At 73.0% G+C, this 17,144-nt stretch carries 19 protein-coding genes; 4 read left to right on the top strand and 15 right to left on the bottom strand.

The window, feature by feature from the left end:
* Window positions 1-115: 115 nt before the first annotated feature.
* Entirely contained in the window at window positions 116-841 is a 726-nt protein-coding gene (locus tag ACIBTV_RS26060; RefSeq protein WP_396709011.1) for a hypothetical protein, read from the bottom strand.
* A gap of 130 nt (window positions 842-971) precedes the next feature.
* On the opposite strand from ACIBTV_RS26060, the gene ACIBTV_RS26055 reads away from it, so the two are divergent.
* From ACIBTV_RS26055 to ACIBTV_RS26045, 3 genes are all read left to right on the top strand, one after another.
* Window positions 972-1,403, top strand: coding sequence for an OsmC family protein (locus tag ACIBTV_RS26055; RefSeq protein ID WP_396709009.1), 432 nt, complete (start codon window positions 972-974; stop codon window positions 1,401-1,403).
* A gap of 129 nt (window positions 1,404-1,532) precedes the next feature.
* The gene (locus ACIBTV_RS26050; RefSeq protein ID WP_396709007.1) at window positions 1,533-1,880 is read left to right on the top strand and encodes a metallopeptidase family protein; all 348 of its coding nucleotides are present in this window, start codon (window positions 1,533-1,535) and stop codon (window positions 1,878-1,880) included.
* Between the two features lie 115 nt (window positions 1,881-1,995).
* Window positions 1,996-2,718: an AIM24 family protein gene (locus ACIBTV_RS26045; RefSeq protein WP_396709005.1), complete on the top strand. Its 723-nt coding sequence runs from the start codon at window positions 1,996-1,998 to the stop codon at window positions 2,716-2,718.
* 54 nt (window positions 2,719-2,772) lie between these two features.
* Here ACIBTV_RS26045 and pheA read toward each other — a convergent pair whose 3' ends face one another.
* From pheA to ACIBTV_RS26020, 5 genes are all read right to left on the bottom strand, one after another.
* A complete protein-coding gene (pheA, locus tag ACIBTV_RS26040) occupies window positions 2,773-3,729 on the bottom strand; it encodes a prephenate dehydratase (protein ID WP_396709004.1) in 957 nt (318 codons plus the stop codon).
* 10 nt (window positions 3,730-3,739) lie between these two features.
* Complete coding sequence (locus ACIBTV_RS26035; RefSeq protein WP_396709025.1) at window positions 3,740-4,234, bottom strand: hypothetical protein; 495 nt, start codon at window positions 4,232-4,234, stop codon at window positions 3,740-3,742.
* Between the two features lie 319 nt (window positions 4,235-4,553).
* Complete coding sequence (locus tag ACIBTV_RS26030; RefSeq protein WP_396709002.1) at window positions 4,554-4,943, bottom strand: ACT domain-containing protein; 390 nt, start codon at window positions 4,941-4,943, stop codon at window positions 4,554-4,556.
* A 72-nt stretch (window positions 4,944-5,015) separates the two neighbouring features.
* Entirely contained in the window at window positions 5,016-5,474 is a 459-nt protein-coding gene (locus ACIBTV_RS26025) for a PAS domain-containing protein (protein ID WP_396709000.1), read from the bottom strand.
* A gap of 176 nt (window positions 5,475-5,650) precedes the next feature.
* Complete coding sequence (locus ACIBTV_RS26020) at window positions 5,651-6,391, bottom strand: hypothetical protein (RefSeq protein ID WP_396708998.1); 741 nt, start codon at window positions 6,389-6,391, stop codon at window positions 5,651-5,653.
* A gap of 163 nt (window positions 6,392-6,554) precedes the next feature.
* Between ACIBTV_RS26020 and ACIBTV_RS26015 the strand changes: the two genes are divergently transcribed.
* A complete protein-coding gene (locus ACIBTV_RS26015) occupies window positions 6,555-7,766 on the top strand; it encodes an arginine deiminase (RefSeq protein WP_396708996.1) in 1,212 nt (403 codons plus the stop codon).
* An 83-nt stretch (window positions 7,767-7,849) separates the two neighbouring features.
* On the opposite strand, the gene ACIBTV_RS26010 is transcribed toward ACIBTV_RS26015, so the two are convergent.
* The 9 genes from ACIBTV_RS26010 to ACIBTV_RS25970 form a co-directional block, all read right to left on the bottom strand.
* Window positions 7,850-8,734: a DUF5926 family protein gene (locus ACIBTV_RS26010; RefSeq protein WP_396708994.1), complete on the bottom strand. Its 885-nt coding sequence runs from the start codon at window positions 8,732-8,734 to the stop codon at window positions 7,850-7,852.
* A gap of 96 nt (window positions 8,735-8,830) precedes the next feature.
* Complete coding sequence (locus ACIBTV_RS26005) at window positions 8,831-9,247, bottom strand: ATP-binding protein (protein ID WP_396708992.1); 417 nt, start codon at window positions 9,245-9,247, stop codon at window positions 8,831-8,833.
* A gap of 70 nt (window positions 9,248-9,317) precedes the next feature.
* On the bottom strand, window positions 9,318-10,775 hold the full coding sequence (locus ACIBTV_RS26000; RefSeq protein WP_396708990.1) for an ATP-binding protein: 1,458 nt from the start codon (window positions 10,773-10,775) through the stop codon (window positions 9,318-9,320).
* A gap of 240 nt (window positions 10,776-11,015) precedes the next feature.
* Window positions 11,016-11,810, bottom strand: a complete 795-nt coding sequence (locus tag ACIBTV_RS25995) for a glycerophosphodiester phosphodiesterase (RefSeq protein WP_396708988.1) — start codon at window positions 11,808-11,810, stop codon at window positions 11,016-11,018.
* A gap of 10 nt (window positions 11,811-11,820) precedes the next feature.
* Window positions 11,821-12,156: a rhodanese-like domain-containing protein gene (locus ACIBTV_RS25990; protein ID WP_396708986.1), complete on the bottom strand. Its 336-nt coding sequence runs from the start codon at window positions 12,154-12,156 to the stop codon at window positions 11,821-11,823.
* A gap of 58 nt (window positions 12,157-12,214) precedes the next feature.
* The gene (locus ACIBTV_RS25985; protein WP_396708984.1) at window positions 12,215-13,132 is read right to left on the bottom strand and encodes an LCP family protein; all 918 of its coding nucleotides are present in this window, start codon (window positions 13,130-13,132) and stop codon (window positions 12,215-12,217) included.
* 230 nt (window positions 13,133-13,362) lie between these two features.
* Complete coding sequence (locus tag ACIBTV_RS25980; protein ID WP_396708982.1) at window positions 13,363-14,595, bottom strand: LCP family protein; 1,233 nt, start codon at window positions 14,593-14,595, stop codon at window positions 13,363-13,365.
* A gap of 169 nt (window positions 14,596-14,764) precedes the next feature.
* The gene (locus ACIBTV_RS25975; protein ID WP_396708980.1) at window positions 14,765-16,000 is read right to left on the bottom strand and encodes an LCP family protein; all 1,236 of its coding nucleotides are present in this window, start codon (window positions 15,998-16,000) and stop codon (window positions 14,765-14,767) included.
* A gap of 74 nt (window positions 16,001-16,074) precedes the next feature.
* Window positions 16,075-17,055, bottom strand: a complete 981-nt coding sequence (locus ACIBTV_RS25970) for an NAD-dependent epimerase/dehydratase family protein (RefSeq protein ID WP_396708978.1) — start codon at window positions 17,053-17,055, stop codon at window positions 16,075-16,077.
* Window positions 17,056-17,144: the final 89 nt, after the last annotated feature.

The raw sequence follows: 17,144 nt of genomic DNA, 5'->3' as shown, positions 1-17,144 counted from the left end.
CACCCCCCGGATCATCCGAACGACAGGGGCAGGAAGTCATACCAGGCCGGGCGACCGAGGGTCCCCGGCTGGGGACGATCAAAAAGGTAACGGGGCGCCGGGTGGGCCCGGGACGTCAGATCGACGACTCCGGCCGGGCGAACGGGATGGTCGGCTGCACGGTGAGGTCGGCCGGGGCGGGGGGCACGTCGTCCCGCTCGGCCGGGCTCGGTCCGCGCCCACGGCGGCGGAACACCGGCCCGGCGGGGACGTCGTCCTCACCGTCGTCGGCCGGGGTGACCTCGGTGATCAGCCAGAGGGCCGCGCCGAGCAGGGCGCAGGCGACGAAGGCCATCACGAGCCCGCGCCCGTACTCGATCTCGAAGCCCTCGTCGGGCGCGTAGAGGCGGGCCCGTTGCCCGGTGTCGTCCAACGTGATCGCGGTGGCCGTCAGCAGCGTCAGCAGCGCGCCGGCCAGGGCGAGCCCGGCCACCCGGGCGTTCACGCGGATGCTCCGGGTGCCCCGGAGCGCGAGCGCCACCGCGGTGACCAGCACGAGCAGCCCGACCAGGTAGCCGGTGCCGAGGTTGCCGATCTCGGCGAGGCCGGCGGGCACCCGGAGGGAGTCGCCGGTCGGGCCCCCGTTGGGGAGGGTCATCACCAGCCACTCCCCGGCCAGCGAGGCGGTCGCGGCGACCGCGCCGAGCCCGGCGAGCAGGGGCGGCACCCGGCGGTCCCGGGCCAGCCCGGCGAGCGACCGCCCCGGCCGTGGCGTCGGCCCGGGCTCGGCGGCACCCCACTCGACCACGGCCGAGCCGTCGGACCGGTCGTCCTGCCGCGGGATGGGCAGCTCTCGGGACATCGGGGAACCCCTTCCGCCGGTCACGCGCCTGCCGGAATTCTGGCACAGGGGCACGCCGGTGACGGGGATCGCAGCACGGGCGTTGGGTGAGCTCGTCGCAGCCCGGGCGGCTTTCCGATAGCGTCGCAGCATGCCTATCCGTACCGCTTCCGCACGTTGGCAGGGCAACCTCACCGAGGGGTCCGGCACGATCCGCACCGGCAAGGGCGGACTCGAGGGGAACTACTCCTTCAAGTCGCGCTTCGAGGAGGGTGAGGGCACCAACCCCGAGGAGCTGATCGGCGCCGCGCACGCGGGCTGCTTCTCGATGGCCTTCTCCAAGGCGCTCGCCGACGCCGGTTCCACGGCGACGTCCGTCGAGACCACCGCCAAGGTCCACCTGGACAAGACCGACGCCGGCATGACCGTCACCCGCATCGAGCTGGAGACGGTGGGCCAGGTGCCCGGCATCGACGAGAGCGAGTTCCAGAAGCTCGCCGAGGCCGCCAAGGCGAACTGCCCCATCTCCCGGCTGCTCTCCCCGGGCGCCGAGATCACCCTCACCGCCCGCCTCAGCGCCTGACCCGCACTCCGCGAGCCGTACGGTCACGGCAGGGGTCGTCCCACCCGGACGCCACCCCTGCCCGTGGCCGCACGTGGATCTCCGACCGGCCCGGTGCCGGTCGGGATCAGGCAGAATGGCGGAGTGCCGGTGGAGATGAGCCGCGAGCGCTTCGAGGAGCTGGTCGGCGACGCCCTCGATGAGGTGCCTGAGGAGCTGCTCGGCCTGATGAGCAACGTGGTCATCCTGGTCGAGGACGACCCGCCTCCCGGCGAGGAGGACCTGCTCGGGCTCTACGAGGGGCACGCCCTCACCGAGCGCGGCTGGGACTACGCCGGAGTCCTGCCGGACCGCATCTTCATCTACCGCCATCCCATCCTGCGGATCTGCGACAACGACGACGACGTCGTCGACGAGATCGCCGTCACGGTGGTGCACGAGATCGCCCACCACTTCGGCATCGACGACGAGCGGCTGCACGCCCTGGGGTGGGCCTGACGGCGTCGTCCGTACGCCCGGCGCCGGCCGCGCCACACCGCCGCGCTGACGGTCCGGCGTTGCGACGGTCCCCTACCGTCGTGGCAGGCAACGCGACCTCAGGAGGCAAATACCCATGCGCAGCGCGCTGTTCTCCGCGGAGAACCTGGAGCAGGAGTCCGCACAGCCCGGCATGCGGCTGCAGAACTCCAAGATGTTGAAGATCGAGCTCAACGGCGAGGCGATGGCCCGGGTCGGGTCCATGGTCGCCTACCAGGGGAACGTGCAGTTCCAGGCCCTCGGCTCGGGCGGGCTGGGCAAGTTCCTCAAGCAGAAGCTCACCGGCGAGGGTGTCCCGCTGATGCGGGTGAGCGGCCAGGGCGACGTCTTCCTCGCCGAGCTGGCGAAGGACGTCCACATCATCGACCTGGAGCCCGGGGACGCCCTCTCCATCAACGGTTCCAGCGTGCTGGCCTTCGACTCCTCCCTCCAGTACGACATCAGGATGGTCGGCGGCGCCGGCATGGCGTCGTCGTCCGGCCTCTTCAACTGCGTCTTCACCGGCCACGGTCGGATCGCCATCACCACCAAGGGCACGCCGGTCGTGCTCAACGTCGACCAGCCGACCTACGTCGACCCGCAGGCGGCGGTGTGCTGGTCGGCCAACCTCCAGACCGGCTACCACCGCGCGGAGCAGCTGGGCCTCGGCACGTTGCTCGGTCGGCGCACCGGCGAGTCGTTCACGATGAGCTTCGCCGGCCAGGGCTTCGTGGTCGTGCAGCCGTCCGAGGAGCCGCCGGTCATGGGCAGCGGCGCGCAGGAGCAGCAGGGCGGCCTGCTCGGCGGTCTGCTCAGCTGACGGGCGGCTGCTCCGGCCGGGGCGGCGTCCGCCCGTCCCGGCCGTGCGGGCCGGTCAGCTGAGCTCGCCGGTGCGCAGCCGGGCCAGCCACGCCGCCGCGTCGGCGTAGTCGGTGTCGGACAGGCCGGGTGGCGCGGGCACCGGTCGGTCGCCCCCCGCCTCGGCCCAGCGGTGACGGGGGTACGACCCGAGGAAGCGGACGTCGGCGCAGACCCGGCGCAGCCCCTGCAGGGCCTCGCCGAGCCGGACGTCGGCCACGTGGCCGGAGCAGTCGAGGAAGAAGACGTACCGGCCGAGCGCCTCACCGGTCGGCCGGGACTCGATCCGGGTCAGGTTGACGCCGCGTACGGCCAGCTCCATGAGCACCGACAGCAGGGCACCCACCCGGTCGTGGGCGATGTAGACGGCCAGCGACGTGACGTCGTCGCCGGTCGGTGGCGGGGGCGGACCGGGGCGGGACAGCAGCGCGAAGCGGGTCACCGCGTCCGGATGGTCGGCGATCTTGTCGGCCAGCACGGCCAGCCGGTGCCGGGTGGCGCCGATCGGCGCGCAGATGGCGGCGTCGTAGTCGCCGCCGGCCGCGCCCGCCGCGGCGGCGCCGTTGGAGAGCACGTCGACCACCACGGCGTCCGGCAGGTGCGTACGCAGCCAGTTGCGGCACTGGGTGGAGGCCTGCGGGTGCGCCGCCACGCTCCGGATCGTGGTCAGGTCGGTGCCGGACCGGGCGCCGAGCACGAACTCGACCGGCAGGATCACCTCACGGGTGATCACCAGCGGGTCCCCCTCGGCCAGTTCGTCAAGGGTCACCCCCACCGCGCCGCCGATGGAGTTCTCCAGCGGCACCAGCGCCGCGTCGGCGTCACCGGACCGTACGCTCTCCAGCGCCTCCCCGACGCTGCGGGCCGGCGTGCGGCTGCCCCGCTCGGCGGCGGGGACGGTGCGCAGCGCCTGCTCGGCGAAGGTGCCCTCAGGGCCCAGGTAGACGAAGCGCGTCGGCGGTGTTCCCGGCATGCCGACCAGCCTACGCACCCGGTACGCCCACCGTGCCGCCGTCACAGGCCAAGCCCCGAAGCCCGATCGGCCCGGCGACCCGCACCTCGGCCGTGCAGACGTCCGTGCCCGCGGTGACCAGCTCCAGCGTCCCCGACCGCTCCCGGGTGACCACCTGGAGCTCCTCGTGACCGGTCACGTCGAGCACCGTGTACTGCCAGTCCGCGGCACAGAGCGGCCCGCTGCGTACGCGGACCCCGACGTCGTTCGGCAGCACCCCGGCACGGCCGCGGAGCAGGGAGATGATCCGGGAGCCGGTAGGCCCGCCCCGGCAGGCCGTGGCCACCAGCCCGGCGTCGGTGGTCGGGGTGGCCGGCACGGTCGGCGCGCCCGACGGCAGGCCGGTGGCCGGCGGCGCCGCCGGGGTGGGCACCGACGTCGGGTGGGGCGGTGCGGTGGGCGCGAAGTTTCGCAGCTCGGGTGGCGCCCCGCAGCCGGCCAGCGCGAGGACGGCCAGCAGGACCACCGCCGCGCGGCGCGGCCGGCGGCCGGTGTGCTCGTGGGACGTGCGGGCGCTGTCGCTGCCCGAGAGGGGCACGGCGGGCCGGGTCGGCGTGCCGGCCCCGTCGGCGCGCCGAGGGCGTGTCGAGGCGGGCGATGTCGACGGCCGGATCTCGTCGGCGCTCCGGGCGCGCGTCAGAGCGGGTGGGGCCGACGTGCGGTCGGCGCGTGGGGACGCCGGGTGGCGGAGTGGGGTGCGCGGCACGGACCGGTCCTGGGGGCGGAGGGGTGGTCGGCCGGGGTGGCCGAGCCCATCGTAGGAGGAACCGTGGCCGTGGTGAAGGTCAGCCGGAGACCCGGTGTCCGGCGCGTTCCAGCGCCGTGGTCGCCTCGTCGAGCCGGACGGCCGGGACGAGCAGGTAGTCGGTGTCGAAGGTGGAGAAGGCGACCGCGTTGACCCGGGCGCCGGCCAACGGGTCGACGAGGGCGGCGAGCGTGCCGGTGACGGCCAGGCCGATCGGACCCGAGACCCGCAGACAGCGCCAGGCGGTTTCCACCACCGCCTGCTCGGGAGCCCGGTCCAGTGGGCAGATGACGGAGATCCCGTCGGTGGTCCAGCTGACCGTCACCACGTCGGCGTGGTTCAGGCCGCTCGACAGCGCGGGCGGCAGGGCGGTGCCGGCTGCCATCCGACACACGGCGTACTCCTCCGGTAGCAGATCGACATCGAGCATGAGGGCACCCTACGGCCTCGGAACCGGTCCGTCCGGGTACGCCGCGTGCGGCGATTGTCAGATTTGCCCAGGTCAGACGCCTGAGAAGAAGGTGAGCGAGCCGGCGACCGCCCCGTCGGTGAGCACCGGCGTGGAGATCGCGTCGACCGTCGCGTCGGGAGCGTCGTCGCCGGCCGCCCGGACCCGCAGCAGGCCACGGGCGAGCCGACCCGAGGAGAGCGCCAGCAGCGGCGGGATCTTGTCGACCTCCTGCTCGGTCAGCTCGACACCGTAGGCCGTGAAGTCGACCAGGCGCAGCCCGCCGTCGAGCAGCGGCAGGCCGATCAGGTCCTCCGGCTTGCCGAGGCCGAGCAGCTCACAGCCGGCGGCGGAGATCGCCACCACCGTGGTCTCGGCGTCGATCAGCAGGCAGGGCTCATCGGCCTGGGTGACCGTGGAGCACCACTGGCCGAAGTTGTCGAACCCGGGCGCTGTCGAGGCCCCCGCCGACGGCGGAAACACTTCCGAGAGCGAGAGTTCGACGTGGGCCACCGCGCCTCCTATGTGCACCCTGAGACTGTCCACGCTAGCCGGTCGCCCGGACGATCGTCGATCGCGCCGCGGCCACCGACCCGCCTACGGCCGGACCGAGGCCCGAGCGGAACGGTCGGCGACTGCGTGGACGCGCGCCGCCGACAGCGGCGATACACGTGACGTCCGGGCTGACGTTACCGGCGGTTCGCCGGCTTGTCAGCGGCCGTTCGGCCGTCGTCATACCACCGGTAGTCGGCGGCTGGACGGTACGTGCCGTTCAGCCAGGTGTTCGGGTGCTGCGCGACCCGGGACAGCTTCTCGGCGGTGGCCGGGCTGATCCGGCTGCCGCCGGCCACCAGCAGGCGGTCCAGCTCGCGGTGGGTCGCCATCAGACAGTCCTTCGGCAGGCCGTAGACGCTGATGACGCCGGAGCCGACGAAGGTCAGCACCGGCGTCACCGGGATGGGGAGCCCCACCGCGTCGGAGAGGGCCTTGCTCGCCCGCTTGGCGTCGCGGCGGGCCTCCGCCACGTAGGGCGGCCGCTTGCCGTTGATCTGCACCACGTCGCCGGCGACGAGCACACGCGCCCGGCCGTGGTCGGCGATGGTGACGGCGAAGAGGCCACTCGGGCCGATGGCGAGGAAGCCGGCGCGCTCCTCGTGCGGGCGGTCGAGCAGGACGTCGACCGCGTCGGTGCGGGGCCACTCGATGACGTGCCAGCCCGGCCCGAGATGGTCCAGTTGGCCGAGGGCGCGGGCGCCCGCCGCCTCGAGTCGTCGGGCTCCGCGCTCTGCCCGCCGACGGCGGGCCCACTCCAACGGTGTCGGACGGGCCGGGTCGAGGACCCCCGGCGACTCCACCCGAGGGTGTGGCACCGTGGCGGGCGGCAGTGCCCGAGCGGTCGGAACGGCTCGACGAGCGGGGAAGACAGTCATCGCGACCTCCGGCAAAAGGTCCCTCGAAGTTATGTCTCCACTACCCTACGTTGCCACTCCGGGGGGTCGGCAAGGTGGAGCGCCGGAGTGACTGTGGATGAATGCCATATTCATCCACAGTTCTTTTCTCGGATACCGCCAAACCCTGCCCTAGGCTGCCCTCGTGACCCACTATGTGGACAGCGAAGTAGGTCGGCTCGGCACCGTGCTGTTGCACCGCCCCGGGCGGGAACTCGCCCGGCTGACCCCGCGCAACAACGACTCGCTCCTCTTCGACGCGATCCCCTGGGTCGGTCGCGCTCAGGAGGAACACGACGCGTTCGCCGCGGCACTGCGCGAGCGCGGGGTGGAGGTGCTCTACCTCGCCGCCCTGCTCACCGAGACGCTCGCCGTGGCCGACGCCCGCGCCGAGCTGACCGAGCAGGTGCTCCGCTCGCCCCGGCTGGGCGACAGCCTGCGGGCCCGGGTCGCCGACCATCTGGCGTACCTGGACCCGGCGGCGCTCGCCGACGTACTCATCGCCGGCCTCGCCCACGAGGAGCTGCGGATCAGCGCGGAACGCCCGGGCGGGCTCGTCTACACCCTCATGGACCGGCACGACTTCGTCATCGACCCGCTGCCCAACCTGCTCTTCACCCGCGACTCGTCGCTCTGGATCCGGGACCGGGTCGGCGTCACCAGCCTCGCCATGACCGCCCGCCGTCGGGAGAGCACCCTGACCCACGCCATCTACCGGCACCACCCGCGCTTCGCCGGCACCGGCTTCGTGTACGACCCGGGCCTGGAGCACCTGGAGGGCGGCGACGTGCTGCTGCTGGCGCCCGGCGTGCTCGCCGTGGGGGTGGGCGAGCGGACCACCCCGGCCGGCGCCGAGCGGCTCGGCCGTCAGGTCTTCGCCGCCGGCCTCGCCCACACCATCCTCGTGGTGCCGATCGCCCAGGAGCGGGCCACGATGCACCTGGACACGGTCTGCACCATGGTCGACGTCGACGCCGTCCTGATGTATCCGAACGTCGCCGACACGCTCTCCGCGTACACGGTGATCGCCGGTGCCGACGGAGAGGACCCCCGGGTCGACGGTCCCGCGCCGTTCCTGCGGGCCGCCGCCGACGCGATGGACCTGGACCAGCTCCGGGTGATCGACACCGGCCTGGACCCGGTCACCGCCGAACGTGAGCAGTGGGACGACGGCAACAACACTCTCGCCATCGCACCCCGGCTCTGCGTCGGCTACGAGCGCAATGTGGAGACCAACGCGCAGCTGGAGCGGGCCGGCATCGAGGTTATCCCGATCGCCGGGTCGGAACTGGGCTCCGGCCGAGGTGGCCCGCGGTGCATGTCCTGCCCGCTGGTGCGGGAGCCGCTGGGCGGCTGACCGCCACGCCCCGCCGCGGGGCACGGGCGGCTGCGGTGTCTGCCCGGACCGGGGCGGCGGCGCGGCGCCGCCCCGGGGGACCGTCAGCGCAGGGTGAGCTGGCGGCCGAGCAGGCCCTGGCGGGCCCGCCGCGCGGCGGCGTCGAGTGGGCCACCCTCGGCCACCGCCTCGGCGTAGCGCTTGGCGAACTCGGCCACCGGCTCCTCCCACTCGCCGGCCGGCGTCTGCTCGGGCAGGTCCCAGACCGGCACCAGGCGCCCGTGCGCGCGGAACATGCCCGCGAAGCGCGTGCCGTCGCCGAGCGGCAGCGAGCCGGCAGCGCCGAGGCGGGCCAGCGCGTCGAGCGCCGTGTCCTCCTCCTCCGGCAGCACCCAGCGCACGTGCGCCTTCTCCGGCACCTGGCACCAGTACGCGGCCTTCGCCGCGCTCATCCGCACCGTCGGGTAGATCGCGGCGTTCGCCCGCTCCAGGGACGCCTGGACGGTCGGGTCGTCCGTCGCGCCGGGGTCGAGCCAGAAGTCGAACCCGTCGTGCATCGTGATCTCCAGCGGGCCGTCCACCAGCACGTCCTGGAGGCGGGGGCCGGGGCCGGGCAGCGGCGGCACGGCCACCTGGCTGCCCGGCTCGGTGCGCAGCGCGCAGAGCAGCGCCTCGGCCAGGTCGCGGGAGACGTCGCCGGACTGGATGTGACGCTGGAGCCCGATGAACACCCGCCCGTCCGCCTTGGTCATCGCCGGGGCGGCCATCGGCAGCACGGTGGCCAGCGTCACCGGACGGTCACCGAACTCCTCGACGAGGTCGGGAGCGAGCCGCAGCGGCGCGGACGCGGCCGGCACCAGCTCGCGCAGGGCGATCCACTCCGGCTCGTCGACCAGCCCTTCGAACGGTCGCGGCACGAAGATGTCGCGCACCTTCTCCCGCTTCGGGGTGGTCTCGGCGGCCCGCTGGTTCTTTCGACGCTTGCTCACGGCGAGACAGCCTAGAGGCCCCGACGGCCCGCCGTGGGGAGGACCCGCCTCCGGGGCGCCTTCGATGAGGGCGGCGGCCCGGCGGACGGCACCGGGTCAGCCGGCGATCACCAGGTCGGGTCGGCCCACCGGGGTCGGCTCGAACTCGGCCCACACGCTCTGGCCGAGCCCGTCGCGGTCGACCCCCCACCGGGTGGCCAAGCCGGCGACGATGTGCAGCCCGCGACCGTCGGCCGCGTCGGTGGTGGCCGCCCGCATCCGGGGGCCCTCGCCGGTGTCGCCGTCGGTGACCCGGAGCTGCACCCGGGGACCGTCGACGGTCTCCCGCAGCCGCCAGGCGACCCGCACCACCCCGCCGGGCAGCGGACGGGCGTGCCGGACCGCGTTGCCGACCAGCTCGGCCAGGACGGCGACCAGGTCGGCCAGGAGCGCGGGGGACACCAGGCCGGTCAGCTCGTCGGCGAGCCGGTGCCGGGCGAGGCGGGCACCGGTAGCGTGGTGGGGCACCACCACGCACCACGCTCGTTCGCCGGATCCCGTCCCCACCTGCGTCCCTTCACGCCCTCGCGGCCCGCGCCGGTCGTCATCCGCGCGGCAGCCGCACCTCTGCGACCGTACCGCCACCGGTCCTCGGTCGGAGGGATACCCATCCATTCTGTTGTTCAACGATCCGGCGGACGAGATAGAGGCCGAGCCCCGCACCCGGGTAGCCGCGACGGTCCCCCGACTCGCCCTGCCAGAACCGGTCGAAGGCGCGTTCGACGTGCTCGGGCCGGATGCCGATGCCCCGGTCGCTGACCCGGAACGAGACCATCTGGCCGTCCGCCCGGGCGCTGATCTCGATCCCGGTGCCGGGCGACGAGTACTTTCCGGCGTTCGTGGCGAGCTCGGTCAGCACGGTGGCGAGGCTGGGCCGGTGACCGAGCGCCTTGGGCAGGTCGGCCGGCAGGTCGAGCAGGAGCCGGTGACGCAGCTCGGCGGGGAGGTCGAGGACCGCGGAGCGCAGGGCGTCGCCCAGGTCGAAGGGTGCGGGCGGCTCGTCGCCGGGCCCGGACTCGGCGGCGGAGGAGAGCAGCCGGTCCACGAGCCGCGCCAGCTCGTTCGCCCGCTGGCCGATCACCCGCGCGGCCTGCCGGCGGTCGGTCTCGGTCAGCGACTCCCAGTGGTCGGTCAGCGTGTCGGCGTACCCCTTGATGACCGTCACCGGCGTCCGCAGCTCGTGGCTGGTCACCGCCACGAAGAGGTCGCGCTCGTGGTCGCGGCGCTGCTGGTCGGTGATGTCGCGGAAGGTGACCACCCGCAGCGTCCCGGGCCCGGGCAGCTCTCCGGACGTGATCCGCAGCCAGCGACCGTCGGGCAGCCGGTGGTCGAGCACCTGACCCGAGGGCGGGATGGGGAAGGGCAGCGGTCGGCTGAGCGCCTGGTTGGCGGGGCGGCCGGTCACCTGCGCGGCGGCCGGGTTCCAGAGCCGGACGTAGCTGTCCCGGTCCACCACCGCCAGCCCGTCGGCGAGCGCCGCGACGACCGGGCCGTCGCCGTGCACCGGCAGCCCGCTCTGGTCGCCGTACATGTGGGCGATGCAGGAGGCGAGGTACGCGACGACGCCGTGCTGCCGGGCGTCCGGTCCGTCGTCGCCGTCGCGGTAGAGGGCGTGCAGGCTGCCGACGGTGTGCCCGCCGATCTCGGCCCGGGACACCACCATGTGGTGCAGGCCGCGCTCGGAAAGCTCGGTGGTGAGCTTGCCGTCCAGCTCGTCGAGGCGTACCTGCTGCACGCGTGGGCCGGTGAGCAGGCACACCGTCGTCGGGTCGTTGACCGGCAGGGGCCGGCCGACCGTCCACTCGGCGGCGCCGGTCGCGGCGATGACCCGGCCGCCCGTCGGCCCGAACTCAAGGAACGCCATGGCCGCCGCCCCGAGCGCCGGTTGGGCCACCCGGAGCAGTTGGGTGAGGACGGGCAGGCCCGCGTCACCCGAGTTGATCATTTCGATGACGACGGTGTGGCCGGCGATGAGAGCGGGAAAGTCGATGCGCTCCGGCATGTCCTCGAGTGTGCCCCGGCGTCACCGTTTTGGGCACCCCCGGGACCGTGGCCGGCCGCACCCGCGGGACCGTGGCCGGCCGCACCCGCGGGACCGTGGCCGGCCGCACCCGCGGGACCGTGGCCGGCCGCACCCGCAGGCCCCGCCGCAGGCCGCACCCGCGCTGGCGGGGCCCGCCACACGTGCGCGGCCGTGCCGGCCGACACCTGGCCGTGGCCCGGCGCCCTCCGGCCGGTGCGGTCAGCGGCCGAGTCGAGCCAGGGTGTGCGCAGGTCGGTCGGTGATGATCCCGTCCACCCCGGCGGTCAGGACGAGGTCCAGGTCTTCCGCCTCGTTGACCGTCCAGACGTACACCTGGTTGCCGGCCGCGCGCAGTGCCGGCAGCAGTTGCGGGCGGGCCCGGACCAGCCCGATGCCGGGCCCGGCGATCCGGCTGCCGAAGGGCAGCCGACCCAGCCGCAGCCAGCGGGGAAGCACCTCCAGCAGCAGCACGGTGGGCAGGGTCGGCGCCAGCTCGTGGACGCGGCGGACGGCCAGCGGCGAGAAGGACATCACGGTGACCTGGACCGGGTGGTCCGGTGCGGGCTCGGCCAGCCCGTAGCGGCGCAGCACCGTGACCAGCTTGCGCTCGACGTCGCCGCCGTACCGCGAGGGGTGTTTGGTCTCGATCAGCAGCCGGACCGGCCGACCGGCGGCCAGCACCGCGTCGAGCAGCCGTTCGAGGGTGAGCAGGCGGGTGCGGGAGTCGTCCGGCGGCTCGTCGGTGTCGACGGGCAGGCCCCCGGGGTGCCACGAGCCGAAGTCGAGCGCCTCCAACTCGGCGAGCGTGCGGGCGCTGACCAGGCCGCGACCGTTGCTGGTGCGGTCCAACCGCCGGTCGTGCACGCAGACGAGGTGACCGTCGCGGGTAAGCCGGACGTCGCACTCCAGCCCGTCCGCGCCCTCGGCGAGGGCCTGCAGGTAGGCCGCGAGCGTGTGCTCCGGCAGGTCGTACGAGGCGCCGCGGTGCGCGAACACCAGGGGTTGGTCGCCCATCCCGCCCGCCCTACAGCACCCGGCCCGGCTGCCCGTCGTCGCCGACCACCGGACGCCCGGCGGCGGCCCAGTCACCCATGCCGCCGGCCACGTTGCGCACCTGGTCCCAGCCGTTGCGCATCAGGTACGCGACGACCTGTGCGGAGCGTCCGCCGGAGCGGCAGATCACCGCGACGTCCCGGTCGGTGGGCACCTCGGCCATCCGGGCCGGCAGCTCCATCATGGGCAGGTGGTGGGCACCCGGCGCGTGCCCCGCGGCCCACTCGTCGTCCTCCCGGACGTCGAGCAGGTAGGTGGCGTCGTCGAGCTCGTTGACGGTCACGGTGGGAACCTGGGATCCGAACACGGGTACCAAGCCTAGATCCTCGGCGGGCGGTTCGGCGCAGACCGGGCCGTCGGCGCTGTCACAGCTTGACCACCCAGCGCGGATTGGCGCCGACCCAGGCCGGCATCGCCGAGCCCCGGACGGCGTCGAAGAGCCCGTTGCCGCCGTTCTCCAGCACCACGTACGACACCTCGTCGATGACCTGCGGATACGAGGGCACCTGCACACCGCGTAGCGCGTCCGGGGGCAGTCCACGGAGCGCGAAGAGCAGGTCCTCCAGCGCCACCCCGTTGGTGTCGACGGTCAGTGAGCCGCCGACGGCGCGGATCACCTGGTCGAGCTTGACCGGGTTGTTCCGCAGCCGGGTCTCGGAGGCCCGGTCCAGCAGCGCGCGCAGCAACTGCTGCTGGTGGCGCTGCCGGTCGTAGTCGCCCCCGGGGAGGTCGTAGCGCTGGCGGACGTAGTCCAGCGCCTCGGCACCGCTCATCTGGTGGCAGCCGGGGGTGAAGACCCGGTTCGTGTGGATCGAGCGCACCTCGCCGTCCACGCACATCCGGACGCCGCCGAGCAGGTCCACGACCTGACGGATACCGGCGAAGTCGACCAGGGCGGCACCGTCGAAGCGGAGCCCGGTGAGCCGGCTCAGGGTGGACGACAGCAGTTGGGCTCCCGACTCCCCGCCGCCGCCGTGCTCGTACGCGGCATTGATCTTGTCCTGCCCCCCGCGGTAGCCGGAGCCGGCGGGGATGGTGACGAGGAGATCGCGGGGGATGGAGACCAGGTACGCCTGGCGCAGGCCGGCGGGCACGTGCACGACCAGGATGGTGTCCGCGCGCTGCTCCGGGTTGGTGTCGTTGGGCCGCCGGTCGGTGCCGATGAGCAGATAGTTCAGCGGGCCGGAGAGGTCGGTGCGCCCGGCGCGGGCGTCCGGCGCGAGCAGTTGCTCCTTGAGTACCGTGCGGTCGTAGCGGTCGGTGAGGGCCCGGAGCCCGACCACCGCGAGCCCGGCGAGCGCGACCAGGGTCAGACCGATGCCGAGCAGGATGCGGGGCCAGCGTGCGCGGCGGCGCGGAGCGGCCGAGGTGTCCGCCCGCTCGCCGTCCCGGCCTGCCCTGGACGTAACGCCTCCCCGTAGCCACTGACATGAGTCCTGCTCACGTCAGGCTACGGAAAGTGACGGCCTGGCCGGTCCGTTTCGCCGACTTCGGCGACGTCCGCAGTCGCCGGTCACTTGCGGGTGGAGATCACCTCGGGGTGGTTGAACACGAACTCGGCCAGCTTGTCCTTCTTGACCGCCTCGAACATCGCCAGCGTCTCGGCGCTCAGCAGCTCCTTGCCGTTGCCGTCGCCGTTGAAGGTGCCGTTGTTCGTCTTGAGCATCGTCAGCTCGTTGCCGCTCACGCCGCGCATGGTGAAGATGAAGTTCTCGATCGGCACGCCGCCGGTGTCCAGGACGAACGCCTTGCCGGCCGCCTTGATCAGCGCCTGGAGCTTGCCCAGGTTGGTCAGCGTGCCGTTCTCGGTGGCCTTCTTCGCCATCGCCTTGATCAGCTGCTGCTGGTTCTGCTGCCGGTCGTAGTCGCTGTTCTTCAGGCCGTAGCGCTGGCGCGAGTAGTCGAGCGCCGCCCAGCCCTCCATCTCCTGGCAGCCCTTCTTGTGCACCACCGGGGTCATCCGCTTGCCGGTCTTCTTGGCGTCCGCGTTCCACATCGGCTTGCCGTCGACGTACGACATGTGGTGCGACTTGACCTCCTGGCTCACGCAGATCCGCACGGAGCCGAGGGTGTCGATGATGTTCTTGAAGCCGCCGAAGTTGATGATCGCGGCGCCGTCGAAGCTCACCCCGGTGAGCCGCTTGATGGTCTGCGCCATCAACTGGGCGCCGCCCTCCCAGCCGCCGCCGTTGCGGGCGCCGATCTGGAAGGCCGCATTGATCTTGTCGGTGCCGCCCGGCCAGTTGCTCTTCTTGAACGGCGGGATCTGGGCCTCGGTGTCCCGGGGGATGGAGATCAGGTAGGCCTGGTCGTGCGTCGCCGGGATGTGCAGGACGATGATGCTGTCCGACCGGACGTCGTCGGCGGCCCACCGCTCGCGGGCGTCCACGCCGAGCAGCAACATGTCGATCGGGCCGTCCAGGTCGGCGCCGCCCTCGGCGTCGGTCTTGCCGGCCTCGCCGAGCAGGTTGCGTTGGGCGATGTCACCAGTGGCGCTGCTGATGACCGCCTTGCTGCCGACGATGGCGACGCCACTGGTCATCATCAGCACCGCGCCGAAGACCACGGTCAGTCGGGCCCAGAGCGGATCCTTGCGGCGCTTGCGCTTCGTCGGCCGGCCGCCTTTTCCGCCGCCGCCGTTGCCCGCGCCGCCCGCGCCCCGCTGCGGGGGCACGGCTGCGGAGCCGCCGGCCGGTGGGCGGGCGGCGTCCAGGGATGGTGGGCGACGGCTGGTCTGAACCGGCATGCCTGCTCCAGCTCACGTGATCAGGGGGCGGCACCACTGTACGGACACTTCCCCGACCTGGCGAGTTCGTGTATCGGCCATGTTCTGTTCGCTCTGCGGCTCACCCAGGCAGATTGTCCGATCGGACAGTCTTTAGCCGACCGATCGGCGGTTGGCTTTCCGAAACCGGTCAGCCACCGTCCGTGTTCTTCGGCGGGTTGGCCTTGATCCAGTCGGCCATGGTGTCGGCGGAGAGCGCGCGGTACATCGCGAGCGCCTTCTCCCGGTCGGACACCACCACCGACTCCCCGTTGATCGTCTCGCTGCCCGAGTTCGGGCTGGTCACGAATGTGAGGTTCTCGCCCCGCAGGTTGCGGAACTCGACCGCCATGTCCATCAACGAGAAACCCCGGTCCACGGTCACCGCGTCGGTCACCGACTGGAGGAACGCGTTCAGTTTCCGCGGGTTGCTCAGCGTGCCGCTGCTCGCCGCCTTGTCCATCAGGGCGCGGAGGAACTCCTGCTGGTGGCGCATCCGGGCGAAGTCCCCGTCCGGGAACTGCTTGCGCTGCCGGATCCAGTCCAGCGCCTCGGCGCCGTTCATGTGGTTGACGCCCTTGGTGAACGTCCGGTAGGGCTTGTGGATCGAGGTGATGGTCCGCTCCACCTTCAGGTCGACGCCGCCCAGCGCGTCGGTGACCTGCTTGAAGCCCGCGAAGTCGATGGCCATGACGTGGTCGAGCCGGACGTCGGTGAAGCACTCGACGGTGCGTACGGCCAGCGGCAGCCCGCCGAACGCGAAGGCCGCGTTGATCTTCGCGCGCCGAGCCGCCGAGCAGTCGGCGCCGGCCGACTCGGGGATGGGCACGTACAGGTCACGCGGGATCGAGACCAGGTAGGCCTGCTGGTGGTCCGACGGGACGTGCATGACGATGATCGTGTCGGTGCGCCACTTGCCGGCCTGGTCGACCGGGGCGTCCGGGTCCCGGGAGTCGGTGCCCACGAGCAGGATGTTGAGCGCGCCCTCCACCGGCTTGGCCGGCCGCCCACCGGTGATCTCCGAGAACGGGTCGGTGCGCGCCAGGTCCTTGTCGAGGTTGCGCACGTAGAGCCAGCCGCCGAGGCCGCCGAGCAGCGCGAGCACCAGCACCGCGACCCCGGCCACCAGGCCGATCCGCCCCCACCGGGGTCGCGGGCCACGCCGGCCGGGACCGCCGGGACCGCCGGGACCACCGGGACCACCCGGACCGCCCGGCCCGGACGGACCGGACGGACCGCCGGGCCCCTCGTCGGGCGACGGATACCGGCGCGTCTCCGCCGCTCGGGCGCGGCCGGTGGCGCCGCGCGGGCGTCCGGGGACGGACGCGCGCCCGGAGCTGCGGTGCAGGTGCGGGAGCGGAAGGCCGGCAGACGAGGACGCGGACATGTCACTCAGGGTACGTAGCCTGAGCCACGGTCGCTCTCAGGCGCGGACCGGCGCCGGGGCGCGGGTCGCGGTCGTCAGCCGCCCAGGCGGTCGCGGAAGTGCTCGATCGTGCGGGCGAGACCGTCCTCCGGCGTCACCGAGGGCTCGTAGCCGAGCAGTTCGCGGGCGCGGGTCAGGTCCGGCCGGCGCATCTCGGGGTCGTCCGCGCTGCGAGTGATGTAGGTCACCTCGGAGCTGCTTCCGCTGAGGGACACGATCGTCTCGGCGAGTTGCCGCATGGTCATCTCGTGCTCGGTGCCGCAGTTGATCGGGCCGGTCTCGGTCGAGTCGAGCAGCAGCAGGATGCCCCGGACGAGGTCCGCCACGTAGCAGATCGAGCGCGTCTGGTCGCCGGTGCCGTGCACCGTGAGCGGCTCGCCGCGCAGCGCCTGGGAGATGAAGGTGGGGATGGCGCGGCCGTCGTCGGGCCGCATCCGCGGGCCGTACGTGTTGAAGATCCGGACGATCGCGGCGTCCAGCCCCCGGCTGCGGTGGTAGGCCATCGTGGCGGCCTCGGAGAAGCGCTTGGCCTCGTCGTAGACGCTGCGGATGCCGATCGGGTTGACGTTGCCCCAGTAGGTCTCCCGCTGCGGGTGCTCCTTCGGGTCCCCGTACGCCTCGGAGGTGGAGGCCATCAGGAACCGGGCGCCGTCGGCGAGCGCACGGTCGAGCAGGTGCAGGGTGCCGACCGAGCCGACCCGGAGGATCTCGACCGGCAGCTTCTCGAAGTCGGTGGGGCTCGCCGGCGAGGCCATGTGCAGGATCGCGTCGAAGCGCTCGGCCAGCGCCGGGTGGTGGGTCGGCAGCCCTTCGGAGATGTCCGCCTCGACGAGGGTGAACGTCGGGGTGTCGTGCAGGTGCGCGACGTTCTCCTTGGAACCGGTGACGAAGTTGTCCAGCGCGACCACGGTGCAGCCCCGCGCGATCAGGGCGTCGACCAGGTGTGACGGGACGAATCCGGCACCCCCGGTGACGAGGATGCGGTGACCGGGGCCGAAACGGGCTGCAACCTTCATACCGGTCAGCCTACTCAGCGTCGCCGGCCCCCGCCCTGGCGACCGTGCAGGTGAGCCGGCCTCGCCGACGACGCTGCCCGTCGGTCGCG

This window comes from Micromonospora sp. NPDC049366 (assembly GCF_044466625.1).
In the GTDB taxonomy this organism is placed as follows: Bacteria; Actinomycetota; Actinomycetes; order Mycobacteriales; family Micromonosporaceae; genus Micromonospora.
This window is presented reverse-complemented; position numbering and strand designations above follow the sequence as displayed.